General features: G+C 62.3%; 15 protein-coding genes. 6 read left to right on the top strand and 9 right to left on the bottom strand.

The genetic code is table 11. From position 1 onward, the window contains the following. Window positions 1-111: 111 nt before the first annotated feature. The 6 genes from E1K68_RS11445 to E1K68_RS11420 all read right to left on the bottom strand — a co-directional run bounded on the left by E1K68_RS11445 (window position 112) and on the right by E1K68_RS11420 (window position 6,388). Window positions 112-828: an alpha/beta fold hydrolase gene (locus tag E1K68_RS11445; RefSeq protein WP_003190623.1), complete on the bottom strand. Its 717-nt coding sequence runs from the start codon at window positions 826-828 to the stop codon at window positions 112-114. 10 nt (window positions 829-838) lie between these two features. Then, window positions 839-1,594: a precorrin-6A synthase (deacetylating) gene (cobF, locus tag E1K68_RS11440; protein ID WP_212614111.1), complete on the bottom strand. Its 756-nt coding sequence runs from the start codon at window positions 1,592-1,594 to the stop codon at window positions 839-841. 45 nt (window positions 1,595-1,639) lie between these two features. Continuing rightward, complete coding sequence (locus tag E1K68_RS11435; protein WP_003190619.1) at window positions 1,640-2,194, bottom strand: histidine phosphatase family protein; 555 nt, start codon at window positions 2,192-2,194, stop codon at window positions 1,640-1,642. A gap of 129 nt (window positions 2,195-2,323) precedes the next feature. Then, complete coding sequence (locus E1K68_RS11430; RefSeq protein WP_034133832.1) at window positions 2,324-3,643, bottom strand: MFS transporter; 1,320 nt, start codon at window positions 3,641-3,643, stop codon at window positions 2,324-2,326. A gap of 33 nt (window positions 3,644-3,676) precedes the next feature. Beyond that, window positions 3,677-5,206: an AMP-binding protein gene (locus E1K68_RS11425; RefSeq protein ID WP_212614110.1), complete on the bottom strand. Its 1,530-nt coding sequence runs from the start codon at window positions 5,204-5,206 to the stop codon at window positions 3,677-3,679. 3 nt (window positions 5,207-5,209) lie between these two features. Beyond that, complete coding sequence (locus E1K68_RS11420) at window positions 5,210-6,388, bottom strand: acetyl-CoA acetyltransferase (RefSeq protein WP_003190614.1); 1,179 nt, start codon at window positions 6,386-6,388, stop codon at window positions 5,210-5,212. 130 nt (window positions 6,389-6,518) lie between these two features. Between E1K68_RS11420 and E1K68_RS11415 the strand changes: the two genes are divergently transcribed. The 4 genes from E1K68_RS11415 (at window position 6,519) to E1K68_RS11400 (ending at window position 10,969) form a co-directional block, all read left to right on the top strand. After that, window positions 6,519-7,091: a LuxR C-terminal-related transcriptional regulator gene (locus tag E1K68_RS11415; RefSeq protein ID WP_003190613.1), complete on the top strand. Its 573-nt coding sequence runs from the start codon at window positions 6,519-6,521 to the stop codon at window positions 7,089-7,091. Window positions 7,092-7,772: 681 nt separating this feature from the next. After that, window positions 7,773-8,669, top strand: a complete 897-nt coding sequence (locus tag E1K68_RS11410; protein ID WP_212614109.1) for a glyoxalase — start codon at window positions 7,773-7,775, stop codon at window positions 8,667-8,669. Next, window positions 8,666-10,057, top strand: a complete 1,392-nt coding sequence (locus E1K68_RS11405) for an alginate export family protein (protein WP_212614108.1) — start codon at window positions 8,666-8,668, stop codon at window positions 10,055-10,057. Before E1K68_RS11410 ends, E1K68_RS11405 begins: the two co-directional genes overlap by 4 nt. A 93-nt stretch (window positions 10,058-10,150) precedes the next feature. Beyond that, a complete protein-coding gene (locus tag E1K68_RS11400; protein WP_212614107.1) occupies window positions 10,151-10,969 on the top strand; it encodes an alpha/beta hydrolase in 819 nt (272 codons plus the stop codon). A 156-nt stretch (window positions 10,970-11,125) separates the two neighbouring features. On the opposite strand, the gene E1K68_RS11395 is transcribed toward E1K68_RS11400, so the two are convergent. After that, window positions 11,126-11,512, bottom strand: a complete 387-nt coding sequence (locus tag E1K68_RS11395) for a DoxX family protein (RefSeq protein ID WP_034133827.1) — start codon at window positions 11,510-11,512, stop codon at window positions 11,126-11,128. Window positions 11,513-11,695: 183 nt separating this feature from the next. Here E1K68_RS11395 and E1K68_RS11390 point away from each other — a divergent pair, with 183 nt between their 5' ends. After that, on the top strand, window positions 11,696-12,694 hold the full coding sequence (locus E1K68_RS11390; RefSeq protein WP_034133826.1) for an NAD(P)H-quinone oxidoreductase: 999 nt from the start codon (window positions 11,696-11,698) through the stop codon (window positions 12,692-12,694). 185 nt (window positions 12,695-12,879) lie between these two features. Here E1K68_RS11390 and E1K68_RS11385 read toward each other — a convergent pair whose 3' ends face one another. After that, window positions 12,880-14,010, bottom strand: coding sequence for an alkene reductase (locus E1K68_RS11385; RefSeq protein ID WP_057710045.1), 1,131 nt, complete (start codon window positions 14,008-14,010; stop codon window positions 12,880-12,882). Between the two features lie 78 nt (window positions 14,011-14,088). Next, window positions 14,089-14,766 (bottom strand): type 1 glutamine amidotransferase domain-containing protein, encoded by a 678-nt coding sequence (locus tag E1K68_RS11380; protein WP_003190601.1) that lies wholly within the window; start codon window positions 14,764-14,766, stop codon window positions 14,089-14,091. 167 nt (window positions 14,767-14,933) lie between these two features. Here E1K68_RS11380 and E1K68_RS11375 point away from each other — a divergent pair, with 167 nt between their 5' ends. Then, complete coding sequence (locus E1K68_RS11375) at window positions 14,934-15,872, top strand: GlxA family transcriptional regulator (RefSeq protein WP_003190599.1); 939 nt, start codon at window positions 14,934-14,936, stop codon at window positions 15,870-15,872. Window positions 15,873-16,392 lie beyond the last annotated feature (520 nt).

The following is a 16,392-nucleotide window of genomic DNA, read 5'->3' as shown; positions in this document are numbered from 1 at the left end:
GCGGAACCCTAAGTGGCCGTTACCGCAGGAATGGATATGTACACGGTCCAACTGTGTTGACTGTCAGGCCGTCTTCGCAGGCAAGCCAGCTCCCACATTTTTAAGCGCATTTCACTTCAGGCTTTTCTCTAGCCAGGCTTTTAAGTCCTGGATTTCCGCTTCGCTGATGGTGTGATTCATCCCCGGGTATTCATGAAACTCCGGCTTGAGCCCCAACCCCGCCAGCACCTTATTCGCTTGCGTGGCCGAGCTAAAGGGCAGCGCCTGATCCAAAGTGCCATGGCCGATAAAGATCGCCAGCTTGCCCATCGACGCATCCGGTTTCAGCGCAGACCTGAGCACTGGTAGCACGCTGCCACTGAGCGCGGCGATACCGCGTACCAATTCGGGTTCACGCAAGGCCACCTCGTAAGACATGATCGCGCCCTGGCTGAACCCCACCAGGAACACCCGATCACTCTGGGTGTGGTACTTGGCGGTGGCCTTGAGCACAAAGTCCTTGATCAGCCGGGCGCTGCTGAACAGTTCGTCGGTCTCGCCGTTGTACTCAGGCTCATCGGTCTTGGTAAACCAACGATAACCCTGCGGCGCCACCGGCAGTGGCGCACGCACCGACAGGTAGGTCCAGGTGGACGGCAACGCGTCCTTGATGCCAAACAAGTCTTCCTCGTTGCTGCCAAAACCATGCAGGAAGATCACCAGCGGCTGGTTGCGCGCATCGCCCTGGGTCTGTTCCAGATAGGACAACGGCAAGTCGGTGTGCAAGCCACTATCGGCATGAGCGGCGCCGGCCACCAGGGCCAAGGCGAAGGCAAGCTGTTTGAGCATCGTGTTTACCTCAGGGTTTGCGCAACAAATAGGTGTCCATGATCCAGCCGTTTTCCAGACGCGCCGCCTTGCGTACCCGTTCAATCTCTTCTGCCACCTGTGCCACTTTGCCGCTGATCAGTATCTCATCCGGCGTACCCAGGTAAGCGCCCCAGTAAATATCCAGGTCCTGATCCGCCACGCTGCGGTAGGAATCTTCGGCGTCGAGCATCACCACCAGGGTATCGGCATCACTCGCCTGCCCCGCCGCCCGGCGCCGCCCGGTGGTGATTTCGATGGACTTGCCGATGCGGTTGAGCGGCACCTTATGCTGCGCCGCCAGGGCCTGCACACTGGTGATACCGGGGATCACTTCAAACTCGAACACACAGCGACCACTGGCAAGAATCGCCTGCAAGATACGAATGGTGCTGTCGTACAGCGCCGGGTCGCCCCAGGCCAGGAACGCCCCCACTTCGCCGTCGGCCATTTCTTCGTTGATCATGCGTTCGAAGGTCTGCTGCTTATCGCGGTTGAGGTCTTGCACGGCGGTGGTGTAGTCGATCTCACCGCGCACACGCTCCGGGCAATCGGCCTCGACAAAACGGTAGCCGGGTTCGGTGATGTAGGTGTCGCAGATTTCCCGGCGCAGGTCGATCAGCTTGTCCTTGCTCTGGCCCTTGTCCATCAGGAAGAACACGTCGGTACGGTTCAGCGCCTTCACGGCCTGCATCGTGATGTAGTCAGGGTTGCCGGCGCCAATGCCGATGATCAGGATGCGTTTCATGGGGTGCTCTCAGTGCGGGGCGTTGATTTTGCCATGTTCCGGGAATCAGGCGGAAGTTTCCAGGCGCAGGCGCCACACGCCGTTGAAGCGTAGCTCGGTGGCGGACAATGGCTCGACGTCGATCCGGTAGAACATCGAGATCGGCAACTGCATGACGGACAGCATCGCCGCGCGGATGACGAACGGGTGGGTCACGGCGATGACATGGCCGGGGTGGGTTTCGAGGGAGTTGAGCCATTGGCCAACCCTAATGCACAACTGACCCACCGACTCGCCGCCGTGGACTGCACTGGCGCTGTCGGTGGCCCAGGTGTTCAAGGTTGCGCTGTCGAGTTGGCCGATGCGCTGGCCTTTCCATGCGCCGACATCAAGGTCGCGTAAGGCGAGGTCGACCTGGGCGTTATCGCCGAACAAGCCAGCGCTCTGGCGGGTTCTGGCCTCGGGGCCGCACAGCAGGCGTGCCTGTTGTTTGTAGCGGCCGGCCAGGGACAGGGCCGCGCCCTGCCAGTCCATCGTGACGGACTCGTCATCCGGAAAACGCCCCTGCTTTTGCAGGGGCGTGATGGCGTGGCAGATCAGGGTCAAGCGGGTGGCCGGCATGGCAATTCTCTGTACCTGTAGGAGCGAGCTTGCTCGCGAAAAGCGTCAACGATAACGCGTGCATCCTGAAGAAGCGCGGCGCCTTTGCGTTTTTCGCGAGCAAGCTCGCTCCTACGGGGTGTTCGTGCTTCAAGCCAGCGCAGCGCTGGCAGGCACTGCCGTGGAGTGAGCGCTGGCGACAAAATCTTCCTTGCGCAACACCACCAACGCCAGCAACGACACCACCCCGGTCGCCACGTAGAAATACCACGGCGAGGTAATGTCGCCTGTCACCTTGATAAGCCAGGTGGAAATCAACGGCGCACTGCCGCCGAACACCGCCACCGGCACGTTATAAGCCACCGCAATCCCGGTAGAACGAATGCGCGTGGGCAGCAGCTCACTCATCAGCGCATAGGTCGAGGATGCATACAGCCCGAACAAAATCGCCACCGCCATCAACGGTGCGAAGAAGGTCGCCGGGGTGGCGGTCGGGGCGGATTTGAACAGCCAGAACATCGCCAGGGTCGCCAGTGTGCCGATCACCATCAGGAACGGCTTGCGCCCGTATTTATCGGTAAAGGCTCCGCCAAACGGCATCACGAAGGCCGCCGAGAAGCTGGCGACGAACACGTACAGCAAGGTGGTGCCGCTGTCGAACTTGAGGATCTTGGCCATGTAGGTCGAGGCGAAGGTCAGCACCAGGTAAAAGATCGAGCTGTGCAAGGTGATGATAAAAAACACCAGGGCAATTGCCCGCTTCCATTGCCAGACCTCACGCAGCGGCGCCCGGGAGGTTTGCCCGGCGCGTTGCAAGGCGAGGAACTCGGGGCTGTCTTCGAGCTTGAGGCGGATGTACATGGAGATAAAGCCCAGGGGCGCGGCGATCAGGAACGGTACGCGCCAGGCCCATTCCTGCATGACCTCGGCGCCCAGCACCCAGGTCATGCCATTGGCCACGGCGCCACCGAGCAGCAGGCCGAGCACGGCGGTGACCATCAGCCAGCAAGTGGCAAAGCCGCGGCGACCGGGGCCGGCGTATTCAGAGATGAAGCTGGTGACGGTGCCGATCTCGCCGCCCGCCGAGAAGCCCTGCACGCAGCGCACCAGGATCAACAAGATCGGTGCGGCGATGCCCAGGCTGGCGTAGGTCGGCAACAGGCCCAGCATCACCGTGGAGCCGGTCATCATCACCAGCGCCATGATCAGGGTTTTGCGCCGGCCGATCTTGTCCGCCAGCGGGCCGAAGAACAGCCCACCCAAGGGGCGGATAAAGAAGCTCAGCGCAAACGCGGCAAAGCTGGCCAACAGGCTGGTGGTGGGGTCATCGGAGACGAAGAACGCCTGGCCAATATAGACCGCGAGAAAGCCATACACGCCGTAGTCGTACCACTCGATCAAGTGGCCGGAGGTGGCACCGAGAAACGCACGGCGGCGCTTGCGGACGGTGTCTTGTGCGGGATTGCCCATCGTGGGGACTCCTTGTCTGATTATCGATCCATGTTAAAGCGCGGCGATACTCGCTGCTTTCAACCACTGCCGCAAGTCGGTCTTGAGAATCTTGCCGTAGCTGTTCTTGGGCAAGTCGCTGCGCCACACATATTTTTTTGGTTTTTTGAACGAGGCCATCCGCGCCAGGAACCACGCGGTGAGTTCGCCTTCGTCCAGGGGCTGACCGCTGCGGGTCACCACGAAGGCCACCACCGATTCACCCCATTGCGCGTCCGGCTCGCCCACCACGCACACTTCGAACACCTCGGGATGCTGGGCCAGCACTTCCTCGACTTCACGGGGGTACACGTTGCTGCCGCCACTGATGATCACGTCCTTGGAGCGGTCCGTGAGCGTCAGGTAGCCGGCCGGGTCGAGGTAACCGATATCGCCGGTCAGCAGCCAACCATCCACCAGCGTCTGGCGCGTGGCTTGCGGGTTGCGCCAGTAGCCTTGCATCACCGTGGCGCCACGCACCGCGATTTCGCCGCGCTGGCCGGTGGGCAGTGGCTGGCGCTCGGCATCGAGGATGCGGATCTCCACACAGGCTTGCGCGTGGCCCACCGAGGCGGCCAGGGTGGCCCAGTCGGGACGCTGGCGCTCGGCGATCAAGGCGCGGGGCAAGACGCTGATGGTCATCGGGCTCTCGCCCTGGCCGTAGATCTGCACCAGGCGCGGGCCGAAGGTGTCGACCGCTTCGCGCAGGTCGGCCAGGTACATGGGGCCGCCGCCGTAGACGATGGTCTTGATGCCGGCGCCGTGATAATCCTGGCGCCGCGCCTGTTCGACCATGCGCTTGACCATGGTAGGCGCAGCAAACAACGACACATCGCCCATCTGCTCGGCCAGCCCGAACAGTTCGGCGGCATGGAAGCCATGGGAGGCCGGCACCACATGGCGGGCGCCGCAGCGCACATGGATGAAGTTGTACAGGCCGGCACCGTGGGACATGGGCGCGGCATACAGCGCCGCATCGTCGGCACTCACCGCGTCGACATCCGTGGCGTAGCACAGCGACATGGCAATCAGGTTGCCGTGGGACAGCATCACACCCTTGGAGCGCCCGGTGGTGCCGGAGGTGTAGAACAGCCAGGCGAGGTCGTGATCCTGGCGGGGCACCGGCTGTTCCAGGGTCGGCCAACCATGACTGGGCGGCAGCGGGTGGCCGTCCAGTTCCGTGCAACGCGCAGGCAAATCTCGCGAAGAAAACACTTGGCCGCCGTCGGTAAAGATCAACCGCGCCTCGGCATTATCGGCAATCCACGCCGCTTCGCTGGGGTGCAGCTTGGCGTTGATCGGCACCGCCACCCCGCCCATCCACCAGATGGCGTAGAGCAGTTCCAGGTAGTCGCAGCTGTTTTTCATCAGCAGCGCCACGGCGTCCCCCGGCACCAGGCCATGCTGTTCCACCAACTGCGCGGCGCGTTGGCGAACGTGGGCGGCGAAGGTGGCGTAGTCGGCCACTAGCACGCTGCCGTCGAACAAAGCCGGGCGGTGCGGGGCCCGGCGCTGGGTATCGTGCAGCCAGTTGGCAATGTTCATGGCTCAGCTCCGGCGCGCCTGCAGGACCGAGGCGTAGTTGGCCACCGCCATGCCGCCCATGTTGAACACCAGGCCGAACTCTGGGTTGGGCACCGTCAGACCAATCGGCTCGCCGGTCAGTTGCCGGAACGCCAGGGCATGCATGGACACCCCTGTGGCGCCGACGGGGTGTCCCTTGGCCTTGAGCCCGCCGGAAAGGTTCACCGGCAAGCGCCCGCCGGCGCGCACCACGCCGCTGTCGAGCACGCGATGGCCTTCGCCCTTGGGCGCCAGGCCCATGGCTTCGTAGATCAGCAGCTCGGCGATGGTGAAGCAGTCGTGCACCTCGGCGAAACTCAGGTCGGCCAGGGTCACATTTGCGCCGCGCAATGCTGAGTGAATCGCCCGCTGTGGGCCCTCGAAGGCGAGGATGTCGCGTTGGGCGATGGGCAGCGTGTCGTTGACCTGGGTCATTGCACGTATCTGCACCTCGCGACGAAACGCGCGCGCACGTTTGGGCGAGGCGAGGATGATCGCGGCGGCGCCGTCGCTGATCAGTGAGCAATCGGTCAGGCGCAGGGAGTCAGCCACGAACGGGTTGCTTTGGGACACGTTGTTGCAGTGCTCGAAATTCATCTCCCGATGCATCTGCGCCAGCGGGTTGGCCATGGCATTGGAGTGGTTTTTGGTGGCGATGGCCGCCATCGAGCCCAGCGGGCAGTGGTAACGCTCGGCGTATTGGCGCGCGGCGCGGCCGAACAACTGGGGGAAACTCAGGCCGGCTTCGGCCGGGTCGTTCTGGTAGCCGGCCCCGGCCAAGGCTTGGGTGACCGCGGCAGTGCTGGTGTGGGTCATCTTCTCGGCGCCCACCACCAGCACCAGCTCAGCGCTGCCGGAGAGGATCGCGTTGACCCCCGCCTGAATCGCCGCCGAGCCGGACGCACAGGCGTTTTCACAGCGGGTAGCCGGTTTGAAGCGCAGCCCGGGGTCGGCTTGCAATAGCAATGAGGCGGCAAACCCATCGGGCACCAGCCCCGAGTTGAAATGGCCGAGGAATAACGCATCGATTTGCGACGCGTCAATCTCGGCATCGCTCAAGGCTTCCCGGGTAACCTGGACGATCAGATCTTCCAGCGTCGTGCCTTCCAGGCGACCAAAGCGGGAGTGACCAGCGGCAACAATGGAGACGCAATCAGCAGGCATAATCAATTTCTTCTGTTCTTGATTCGGACTTTACTTACAATGACCCACCCCTGATCGTGCGCCAATTCGTGTAACTACTTACACGGGTAAGTAGCGCCCCAGGGCATTGAACAACGAGGCAGGATGCCCCATGACCGCGCTAGCCCAGCAATTTCCCGACCTCGAACGCCTGGCGTTCAAGCTGTCCCCTGCCCCGCAGATCGTCACCAGCGACCGCGTGATACTCGACTGCAACGACGCTTTCCTGAAGCTGTTCGGCTATACGCGCGATGCACTGGTCAACCAACTGACCCTGCTGATCTACCCGTCCCAGGCCGACTACCACGCCATCGGCAAGCGCAGCCATGACTGGCTGCTCGACAGCGACAACGGCTTTTATTCCGATGAACGCTTCATGCAGCACCACAACGGCGAGGTGTTCTGGGCCAAATCCCACGGCTACACCCTCACGCCCAAAGACCCGTTCAAACTGATGATCTGGCACTTCGAACGCCTGGACCGCATGCACCAGGGCACCGGCGACCTCACGCCCCGTGAGCGGGAAATCGCCATGCACATCGTCAACGGCTTCAAATCCAAGGAAATCGCCCTGCGCCTGGCAATCTCCCACCGCACCGTTGAGGTGCACCGGGCGCGGCTGATGAAGAAACTCCAGGCCAAGACGGTGGTGGAATTGGTGTCGAAGATCATCATGGTGGCGTGACAGACAACGGCTATTTAACTGATGCCCCGCGATCCAAATGTGTGGGCAGCCCCAGTGCCGAGCAGTCAAGCGAACGCAACGCTCAAGGTAACAAAGATCAAATGTGGGAGCTGGCTTGCCTGCGAAAGCGGTAGTGCAGTAGATGCACAACCTGCAGGTTGCACACTCCACACTAACCACGATGCGAAGCGAGCCGCTCTTGATCTGCTTGTGATCTTGATCTCAGGCGCCCCGTTAAACCACGCTGGCCGAAATTCGACAGGGATTTGGGGGGTAAACCGGCAGGGATGCCGGCGGATTTCGGGCACACCGAGCCTAAGCGAGGTGCCGAGTGGTGGGGCAAGAGCGTTTTGCTTACTTTGCCGCTTTTGCAAAGTGAGCCGCCGTCAGGGCGGAACCCTAGGTGGCCGTTACCGCAGGAATGGATATGTACCCAATCCAACTGTGTTGACTGCTGGGCCGCCTTCGCGAGCAAGCCCGCTCCCACAGTTTGATTGCGGGGGTGTCAGGTAGAGGCAAGTTAACCCTCACATTTGGGTTGAGGGGTGTCAGGTAGATAGGCGGCCGCTGTCTGGACCGCGTAGCTGAAACGTTCAACCGAGCACGTCCATACAATCCCCCACAACCCTGCCCCCCCTAACCTCACCGCTTTCGAACCCTCATAAGCGCTGGAGAACGGGCATGGGTAACACAACAACCAAGGTATCGCTGGCATTGACGCTGCTGGCAAGTGCGATGATGAGCAGCGCGTTCGCCGCCACCCCAAGCGTGGCCGTGGCGCCGCAGTACGACACCAGCCATGTGTATGTGGCACCGACCGATGTGGACCGTTTTGCCCAGAGTTTCCTCGCCACCTTCGGCGGCAAAAGCACGCCCCAGGTCGTGGTCAACGTGCTGCCGGTGCCGAGCAGCACCACCTCGCAACTGCTGCAGACCCCGGCGGGCACCGTGTCGTTGTTCGGCTTTACCACCCCCGTACCCCACCCCTTCGGCCAGGAACGCAACGGCTATCTGGTCAAGGACATGGACGTGGCCCTCAAGGCCGCGCGGGAAAATGGCGCCGACGTGATCGTCAGCGATTTCCCCGACCCCATCGGCCGTGATGCCGTGGTGCAATGGCCGGGGGGCGTGAACATGCAGCTGTACTGGCACACCAAGACCCCGGATTACGCCGCCTTCGACACCGTGCCGGAAAACCGTGTGTATGTGTCCAACGACAGCGCCGAGCGGTTTATCAAGGCGTTCCTGGGTTTCTCCCACGGCAAGGTGTTGAGCGACGACAAGCACGCCCCAGGCGTTGATGTCGGCCAGGCCGGCGGCCACTACCGCCGGGTTGATATCGAATCGCCGTTCGGGCGCATGGCGGTGCTGGTCACCAACGGCCAACTGCCCTACCCGTTCGGCCACGACACCACCGGTTATCAGGTCACCGACCTGGCCGCCACCCTGGGCAAGGCCACTGGCTCTGGCGCCACAGTGCTGGTGCCGGCGTTCGACAGCAAAGGTCGGCGCAGTGCGTTGGTGGAGTTCCCAGGCGGTTATGTCGCAGAAATCCACCAACTCAGCGCGGCAAAATGATTCGTCACGCAGGCTGGAGCCTGGCGGTGCTGTGGCCGTTGCTTGCTGGCGGCGTGCAGGCCGACGACCAGCCGGTTCGCCCGGCGATCAAGGCCAACCGCTGGCAGGAAGACTGGTCTGTGCTCAAGGACCCGGCATTGCGCACGCAACCTTTGGACAACCTCAAGTACATCCCACTGTCCGCCGCCAACCCGTTCACCTACTTGTCGTTGGGCGCAACCTTGCGTGAACGCTTCGAGATGAACGACGCCAGCGGGTTCGGCGTGCGGGATGTAGCGCGTGACCGCTACCTGATCCAGCGCTTTCAGGTGCACGCCGACTTGCACCTGAACGAACACTGGCGGCTGTTCACCCAGTTGGAAGATGTGCGGGCCTATGACAAGACCACGATTGGCGGTGCCGACCAGAACCGCGTCGACCTGCGCCTGGCCTTTGCCGAATACGTGAAGACCTTCAGCGCTGGCACCTTCAAGGCAAGGGCTGGCCGCCAGGATTTCGCCTTCGACTTGCAGCGCTTCATCTCGTCACGGGACGGCCCGAATGTGCGGCAGTCCTTCGATGCGTTGTGGGCGGACTGGGAAACGCCGCAATGGCGCTTTATCGGGATCGCCAGCCAACCGGTGCAGTACCAGGATGGCCGGCATTTCGACGATAAGTCCAACAGCGACGCGCGCTTCCACATGCTACGGGTCGAGCGGCTGGTGGGCGGCACCAATGAGCTGTCGGCCTATTACGGCATATACGAGCGCAGTGCCGCCCATTACCTGGACGCCGACGGCGACGAAACCCGCCAGTTGCTAGACGCCCGCCTCGGTGGCGCAGCCCAGGGGTTCGACTGGGATGTCGAAGCCATGCTGCAACGCGGCTCGGTGGGCAGCAAGACGATTCGCGCCTGGGCCGGTGGCAGCCGCACCGGCTACACCTTTGACACGCTGGCTTGGAAGCCGCGTATCGGCCTGCAACTGGATATCGCCTCCGGTGACCGCAAGGCCCATGACGGCAAGGTCGGCACCTTCAACCCGCTGTTCCCCAATGGCTATTACTTTTCCCTGGCGGGTTATACCGGCTACAGCAACCTGATCCACGTCAAGCCGTCGATTACCGTCAAGCCCATCGCCAAGCTCAGCGTGCAAACCGCTGTCGGCCTGCTGTGGCGGCAGACCACCGCAGACGCCGTCTACGCCCAGCCCAACCTGGCCGTGGCGGGCACGGCGGGCCAAGGTGAGCGCTGGACCGGCGCCTACGGCCAACTGCGCACCGACTACGCCTTTACGCCCAACCTCAGCGGTGCGGTCGAGGCGGTGCACTACGCGGTGGGCCAGACCCTGCGTGATGCCGGTGGGCACGACAGCAGTTACCTGGGCATGGAGCTCAAGTTCAGTTGGTGAGACAAGCACACCCATACAAGCCTGGGCCCAGGTTTACGGCAATAGTGATGCGGTTTTTTCACCGCCCTTTTTCAGCCCTGCAAGGAGTTTCAGATGAGCACATTCGTTGCCAAAGACGGTACACAGATCTACTTCAAGGACTGGGGCAGCGGTAAGCCCGTGCTGTTCAGCCATGGCTGGCCGCTGGATGCGGACATGTGGGAATACCAGATGGAATACCTGAGCAGCCGTGGCTTTCGCACCATTGCGTTCGACCGTCGTGGCTTTGGCCGCTCGGACCAGCCATGGACCGGGAACGACTACGACACCTTCGCTGACGATATCGCCCAGTTGATCGAACACCTGGACCTGCAGGAAGTGACCCTGGTGGGCTTCTCCATGGGTGGCGGTGACGTGGCGCGCTACATCGCCCGCCACGGCAGTGCCCGTGTCGCCGGCCTGGTGTTGCTTGGCGCGGTCACGCCGATCTTCGGCCAGCAAGCCGATTACCCCCAAGGCGTGCCTGGCGAGGTGTTCGATGGCATCAAGGCCGGCCTGCTGAAGGATCGTGCGCAGTTCATCAGCGACTTCAACACGCCGTTCTTCGGTCTCAATAAAGGCCAGCACGTCTCGGAGGGTGTGCTCAGCCAAACCCTGCAGATCGCCATGCTTGCCTCGCTCAAGTCGACCGTGGATTGCGTCACAGCGTTCTCGCAAACCGACTTCCGCCCGGACATGGGCAAGATCGACGTACCGACCCTGGTGATCCATGGCGACGGCGACCAGATCGTGCCGTTCGACACCACCGGCAAAGTCGCGGCGCAGATGATCGAGGGCGCGCAATTGAAGGTGTACAAGGATGCGCCGCACGGGTTTGCCGTGACCCACGCTCAACAGCTCAACGAAGACCTGTTGGCGTTCCTGAACCGCTGATACCTCGATGCACTTGTAGGAGCGAGCTTGCTCGCGAAGAACGTCAACGATAACGCGTGCTTGCTGAATGAACGCGGCGTCTATGAGTTTTTCGCGAGCAAGCTCGCTCCTACAGAAGGCAGACGGCAAAAGGCCGGGTTCGCCCGGCTTTTTTGTTCAGGCAAAACGCTGGCTCAACACCAGCCGCCCTGGCCCTGCGATCAGCACGCTGGTGAAGATGATCAGCAGCAGCCAACCGAACTGCCCTTCGAACAGCGTCCACTCCGGGTGCACCACCAGCAAAGCGATGACCAGCACCGCCAGAATCGGCAGGCACGCCAGGCGCACCAGCACGCCTGCCAGGATCAGCAATGGGCACAGCACCTCGGCGAAAATCGCCAGCAGCAAGGTGATAGACGCGCCCAGGTGAAACGGGTCTTCGATCAGCTTTAGTTGTTCGCTGTAGTGCAGCAACTTGGGCAACCCATGCACCCACAGCAGGAACAATGCCCCACTGGCCCGCAAAAACAACAGCCCGATGTCCTGATTTCTTGCTTGGTTCATATGCCACCTGTTTGCGTCGAAAATGACCGACAGTCAGTGTGTCCAACACCGCGTCGCCGCACTTGCAGGCTTGTGCTGAAATCCTGCGTTTGCATTGCCCAAAGAACCCGGCATGATCTTGCTGAACTGCCGACCCCGCGCTACGGTCCCAACCCATACGCTCATCGCTACAGGAACTTTTCCATGACGCTCCCCCAAGAAATGACCCTGATCGAAATCACCACCCCTGGCGGGCCCGAGGTCTTGCAGCCACGCAGCGCCGACGTACCGGTGGCCGGGCCAGGCGAGATTCTGATTCGCGTGCACGCCGCCGGGGTCAACCGCCCAGACGCCTTGCAACGCGCGGGCAAATACCCGATGAAGCCCGGCATGAGCCCGATTCCGGGGTTGGAAGTGGCCGGTGAAGTGGTGGCGCTGGGCACTGGCGTGAACGAATACAGCCTGGGCGACAAGGTCTGTGCCCTGACCAATGGCGGCGGCTATGCGCAGTATTGCGCGGTGCCGGCCAGCCAGGCGCTGCCGATCCCCGCGGGCATGGACTGGATTCAGGCCGCTGCCGTACCGGAAACCTTCTTTACGGTGTGGGCCAACCTGTTCGGCCTCGGCGGAGCCCAGAAAGGCCAGCGCGTCTTGATCCACGGTGGCACCAGCGGTATCGGCACCACCGCGTTGATGCTCTGCCAGGAATTCGGCATCCAGGCATTCGCCACGGCCGGCAGCGCCGACAAATGCGCAGCGATTGCCAAGCTCGGCGCCGAGCCGATCAACTACCGCGAACAGGACTTTGCCGAGGTCATCGCCAAACAAACCGACGGCAAGGGCGTCAACGTGATCCTCGACATCATGGGTGCCTCGTACCTTAACAACAACCTCAAGGCCCTGGGCATGGACGGCCACCTGGTGATCCTCGGTTTTCTCGGTGGCGCCAAGGCCAACGACGTCGACCTGCTGACCATCCTCGGCAAACGCGCGGTGATCACCGGCTCACTGCTGCGCGCCCGCACTCGAGAAGAGAAGGCCGAAATTGCCCAGCACCTGCGCGAACACGTGTGGCCGGTACTCAGTGCCGGGCGTTGCCTGCCGATGATCGACCAGGTCTACGCCTACACCGACGCCGCCCAGGCCCATGCGCGGATGGAAGGTGGGGACCATATCGGCAAGATTGTGTTGCGGGTGGAGTGAGGCGATTCGACTTGCCCGCGAAGGTGGTGTGTCAGTCACTGTATCTGTTACTGCACGCCCGCTTTCGCAGGCAAGCCAGCTCCCACATTTGATCTTCATTGCTTCGAGCATTGCGTTCATTTAACTGATCGGCGTTAGGGCAAGCCTCCTCCCACACTGGATCAAACACAGGCCATCATGGGCTATCAAAGCTGTTGGGCATACACCGGATAATCCACATACCCCGCCTGCGTGCCGCCATACAAACCTTCGGCCTTCAACGCATTCAAGGGCCAGCCATTGAACAGCCGCTGGGGCAAGTCCGGGTTGGCGATGAAGGGCCGTCCAAAGGCGATCAAGTCCGCCAACCCGGCCTCTACCAGCCGTGCGCCGCGCTCGGCGGTGTAGCGCCCGGCGTAGATGATCCTGCCGCTGAAGGTGCGGCGCACGGCCTGGCGGAATGTGTCGGGCAGGTCGGGCGCGTTGTCCCAATCGGCTTCGGCAATGGACACATAGGCGATGCCCGACGCTTCCAGCACTTTGATCGCTTCGATATAGGTATGGTGCGGGTCTTCCTCCACCAGGCCGATGTAGACCCGGTCCTGATCGGTGCCACTGAACAGCGGCGAAAAGCGCACGCCCAGGCGCTCCGGCCCCACCACCTTGCACACCGCTTCGACAATCTCGCGCAGCAAGCGCAGGCGATTGTCCAGCGAGCCGCCGTACTCATCCTCACGCAGGTTGGAATGGGCCGAGATGAACTGGTTGACCAGGTAGCCGTTGGCCGCGTGAATTTCCACACCGTCGAACCCGGCGTCCAGGGCATTGCGTGCAGCTTGGGCGTAGTGCCCCACCAGCTCTTCGATTTCCAGCGTGGTCAAGGCACGGGGTACGGGGGGCTGTACCAGTTCACCCACACCCGGCCCGGTTTCAATGAAGGCTTTGGCTTGCAACGCCGCCAGCGCAGACGGCCCCACCGGCGCACCACCGTCAGGTTGCAGCGCGTTATGGGACACCCGCCCCACATGCCATAGCTGGGCAAAGATCACCCCACCCTCGGCATGCACCGCTGCGGTGACTTTGCGCCAACCCTGGATTTGCGCCGGTGTATGGATGCCCGGCGTCCACGCGTAGCCCTGGCCCCGGGGTTCGATCTGCGTACCCTCGCTGACCATGAACCCGGCACTGGCCCGCTGACGGTAATACTCGGCCATCAGGTCGGTGGCGATATTACCCGGCTGGGCGCTGCGCTGGCGGGTCAGCGGCGGGAGTACGACACGGTTGTTCAAGCGGTGATGCCCCAGCTTGATCGGGGTGTTCAGGATGCAGTCAGGCACGGAGATATTCCAAATTCAGGACGAACGAAAACCGTGGCGACTCCTGGGAGTCGCCACCGTATAAATCAGTGGATTAACTTAAGCGCAGAGTGTCAGCAGGGCCTTGGCCACTTCGCTGGAGCTGCCTGGGTTTTGCCCAGTCACCAGCAAACCATCGACGAGGACGAAGGATTGCCAGTCAGCGCCCTTCTCATACTGGCCGCCCAGTTTTTTGAATTCATCTTCAATCAGAAACGGCACGACTTCAGTCAACTGCACGGCGGCCTCTTCCGAGTTGGAGAACCCGGTGACGCGGCGGCCCTTGATCAATGGCTCACCGTTAACCGCCTTGACGTGACGCAAAGCACCCGGTGCATGGCACACAAAGCCGATGGGCTTGCCGGCCCGCTCGAAGGCTTCGATCAGCGCGATGGACACCGGCGACTCCGCCAGGTCCCACAGCGGGCCGTGGCCGCCTGGGTAGAACACGGTGTCGAAGTTGGCGGCGTTGACCGAGTCCAGCTTCACGGTGGTCGCCAAGGCTTGCTGCGCAGCCGGGTCTTTGGCGAAGCGCTCGGTCTGCTCGGTTTGCGCATCCGGTTCATCGCTTTTCGGGTCCAGCGGCGGCTGGCCACCGGCCGGGGAAGCCAACACCACCTCGGCGCCAGCGTCTTTGAATGCGTAATAAGGTGCGGCGAATTCTTCGAGCCAGAAGCCGGTCTTGCGCCCGGTATCGCCAAGCTGGTCGTGAGAGGTCAGTACCATTAATACTTTCATTTTCCAGTGCCTCGATCGGTGTGAATAACAGTTGGCCCCATGTTAGGCAGCCAGGCATTGGCTCACAATGTCATATCCGCAAGGATTGCGGACATGCACCAAAGTCGGTTGCCGTTTGCCGGGCACGCGCCGACAATCGCCTCTCCCCCGCCCCTTGGAGAGATGCAATGCACAGCGTTGCGCTGATGGTTTACCCGAATTTCCAGTCGTTGAGCCTCAGCCTGGGCTCGGTGTTCGAGTGCGCCAACCTGCTGTGCGGCGAGCCGGCCTATGAGTTTCACCTGGTGTCGGAAAGCGGCGGCGCGGTGATGACCTCACAGGGCTTTTCGGTGAACACCAGTGCGCTGCGGCCAGAGGGCTATGACACGCTGATTGTCAGTGGCTACCTGGAGTTTCGCCTGCCGGAGGCCAACCTGCTGGAGCTGGTCAAGGCCGCGTCCGCGCAGTCGCGCCGAGTGGCGTCGTTATGCATGGGCATCTTTGTACTGGCCGAGGCTGGCCTGCTGGCTGGCAAGCGCACCACCACCCACTGGATCCATGCGCCGGCATTTCGCAAGCGCTACCCGGATATCCGCCTGGAAGAAGACAAGTTGTTCATTGTCGACGGCAAGGTGTGGACCGGTGCGGGCATGAGCGCGGGGGTCGACCTGGCGCTGGCGATGGTGGAGGACGACCTGGGCAGCGACCTGGCCCGGCGTATTGCGCGCAAGCTGGTGATTGCCCAACGTCGGGGCAGCGAGCAGTCGCAATTGTCGGCCTTGTTGGAGCTGGACCCCAAGTCCGACCGCGTGCAGTTGGCCCTGGCTTACGCTCGCGAGAATCTTACGCAGGATTTATCCGTGGAGGCCCTGGCCGACGTTGCCCGGCTCAGCCCGCGCCAGTTCAGTCGGGTGTTTCGCGAAGAAACCGGGCAGACCCCGGCCAAAGCTATCGAGGCCCTGCGGGTGGAAGCTGCGCGGGCGATGATGGAAATCAGCCGGCACCCGGTGGAAGTGGTGGCGCGCGAAACCGGGTTTGGTGATCGCGAACGTATGCGCCAGGCATTTCTCAGGGCCTTCGGGCAGCCGCCCCAGGCGATGCAGCAGGTGCTGTTCAACCCGGGCTAGGCCCGTGACGGCCTGACAGCCGGCGCCTATCTACCTGAAGTCCCATGATCCAAATGTGGGAGCTGGCTTGCCTGCGATGGCGGCCTACCAGCCAACACTTACCTACCTGACACCCTGCGATCAAACTGTGGGAGCGGGCTTGCTCGCGAAGGCGGCCTGGCAGGCGGCACAGTTGGACCGTGTACATATCCATTCCTGCGGTAACGGCCACTTAGGGTTCCGCTCTGACAGCGGGTCACTTTTGGAAAAGAGCCCGGAATGCCGGCCCAGCCAAAAGTAACCAAAAGGGCTCTTGCCCCACCACTCGGCACCTCGCCTAGGCTCGGTGTGCCCGAACACAGGCTTGAATCCGTGGGCCGCCGCCACGCGCCATCCATGGCGCGGGGCGGCTAACCCGGCGTCCTGCCGGGTTACCCACGAATTCAAGCCTGCGTTCGGCCAGCGTGGTTTAACGGGGCGCCTGAGATCAAAAGCAGATCAAGAGCAAGATCAAGAGCGGCTCGCTTCGCATCGTGGTTAC

This window comes from Pseudomonas sp. B2021 (assembly GCF_018135665.1).
In the GTDB taxonomy this organism is placed as follows: domain Bacteria; phylum Pseudomonadota; class Gammaproteobacteria; order Pseudomonadales; family Pseudomonadaceae; genus Aquipseudomonas; species Aquipseudomonas lactis.
This window is presented reverse-complemented; position numbering and strand designations above follow the sequence as displayed.

Coding starts and splice junctions, on each gene's coding strand:
- E1K68_RS11380 (WP_003190601.1), bottom strand. CDS start 14,766: ATGAAAGTATTAATGGTACTGACCTCTCACGACCAGCTTGGCGATACC.
- E1K68_RS11435 (WP_003190619.1), bottom strand. CDS start 2,194: ATGCCGGCCACCCGCTTGACCCTGATCTGCCACGCCATCACGCCCCTG.
- E1K68_RS11375 (WP_003190599.1), top strand. CDS start 14,934: ATGCACAGCGTTGCGCTGATGGTTTACCCGAATTTCCAGTCGTTGAGC.
- E1K68_RS11445 (WP_003190623.1), bottom strand. CDS start 828: ATGCTCAAACAGCTTGCCTTCGCCTTGGCCCTGGTGGCCGGCGCCGCT.
- E1K68_RS11395 (WP_034133827.1), bottom strand. CDS start 11,512: ATGAACCAAGCAAGAAATCAGGACATCGGGCTGTTGTTTTTGCGGGCC.
- E1K68_RS11430 (WP_034133832.1), bottom strand. CDS start 3,643: ATGGGCAATCCCGCACAAGACACCGTCCGCAAGCGCCGCCGTGCGTTT.
- E1K68_RS11415 (WP_003190613.1), top strand. CDS start 6,519: ATGACCGCGCTAGCCCAGCAATTTCCCGACCTCGAACGCCTGGCGTTC.
- E1K68_RS11400 (WP_212614107.1), top strand. CDS start 10,151: ATGAGCACATTCGTTGCCAAAGACGGTACACAGATCTACTTCAAGGAC.
- E1K68_RS11405 (WP_212614108.1), top strand. CDS start 8,666: ATGATTCGTCACGCAGGCTGGAGCCTGGCGGTGCTGTGGCCGTTGCTT.
- E1K68_RS11390 (WP_034133826.1), top strand. CDS start 11,696: ATGACGCTCCCCCAAGAAATGACCCTGATCGAAATCACCACCCCTGGC.
- E1K68_RS11420 (WP_003190614.1), bottom strand. CDS start 6,388: ATGCCTGCTGATTGCGTCTCCATTGTTGCCGCTGGTCACTCCCGCTTT.
- E1K68_RS11425 (WP_212614110.1), bottom strand. CDS start 5,206: ATGAACATTGCCAACTGGCTGCACGATACCCAGCGCCGGGCCCCGCAC.
- cobF (WP_212614111.1), bottom strand. CDS start 1,594: ATGAAACGCATCCTGATCATCGGCATTGGCGCCGGCAACCCTGACTAC.
- E1K68_RS11410 (WP_212614109.1), top strand. CDS start 7,773: ATGGGTAACACAACAACCAAGGTATCGCTGGCATTGACGCTGCTGGCA.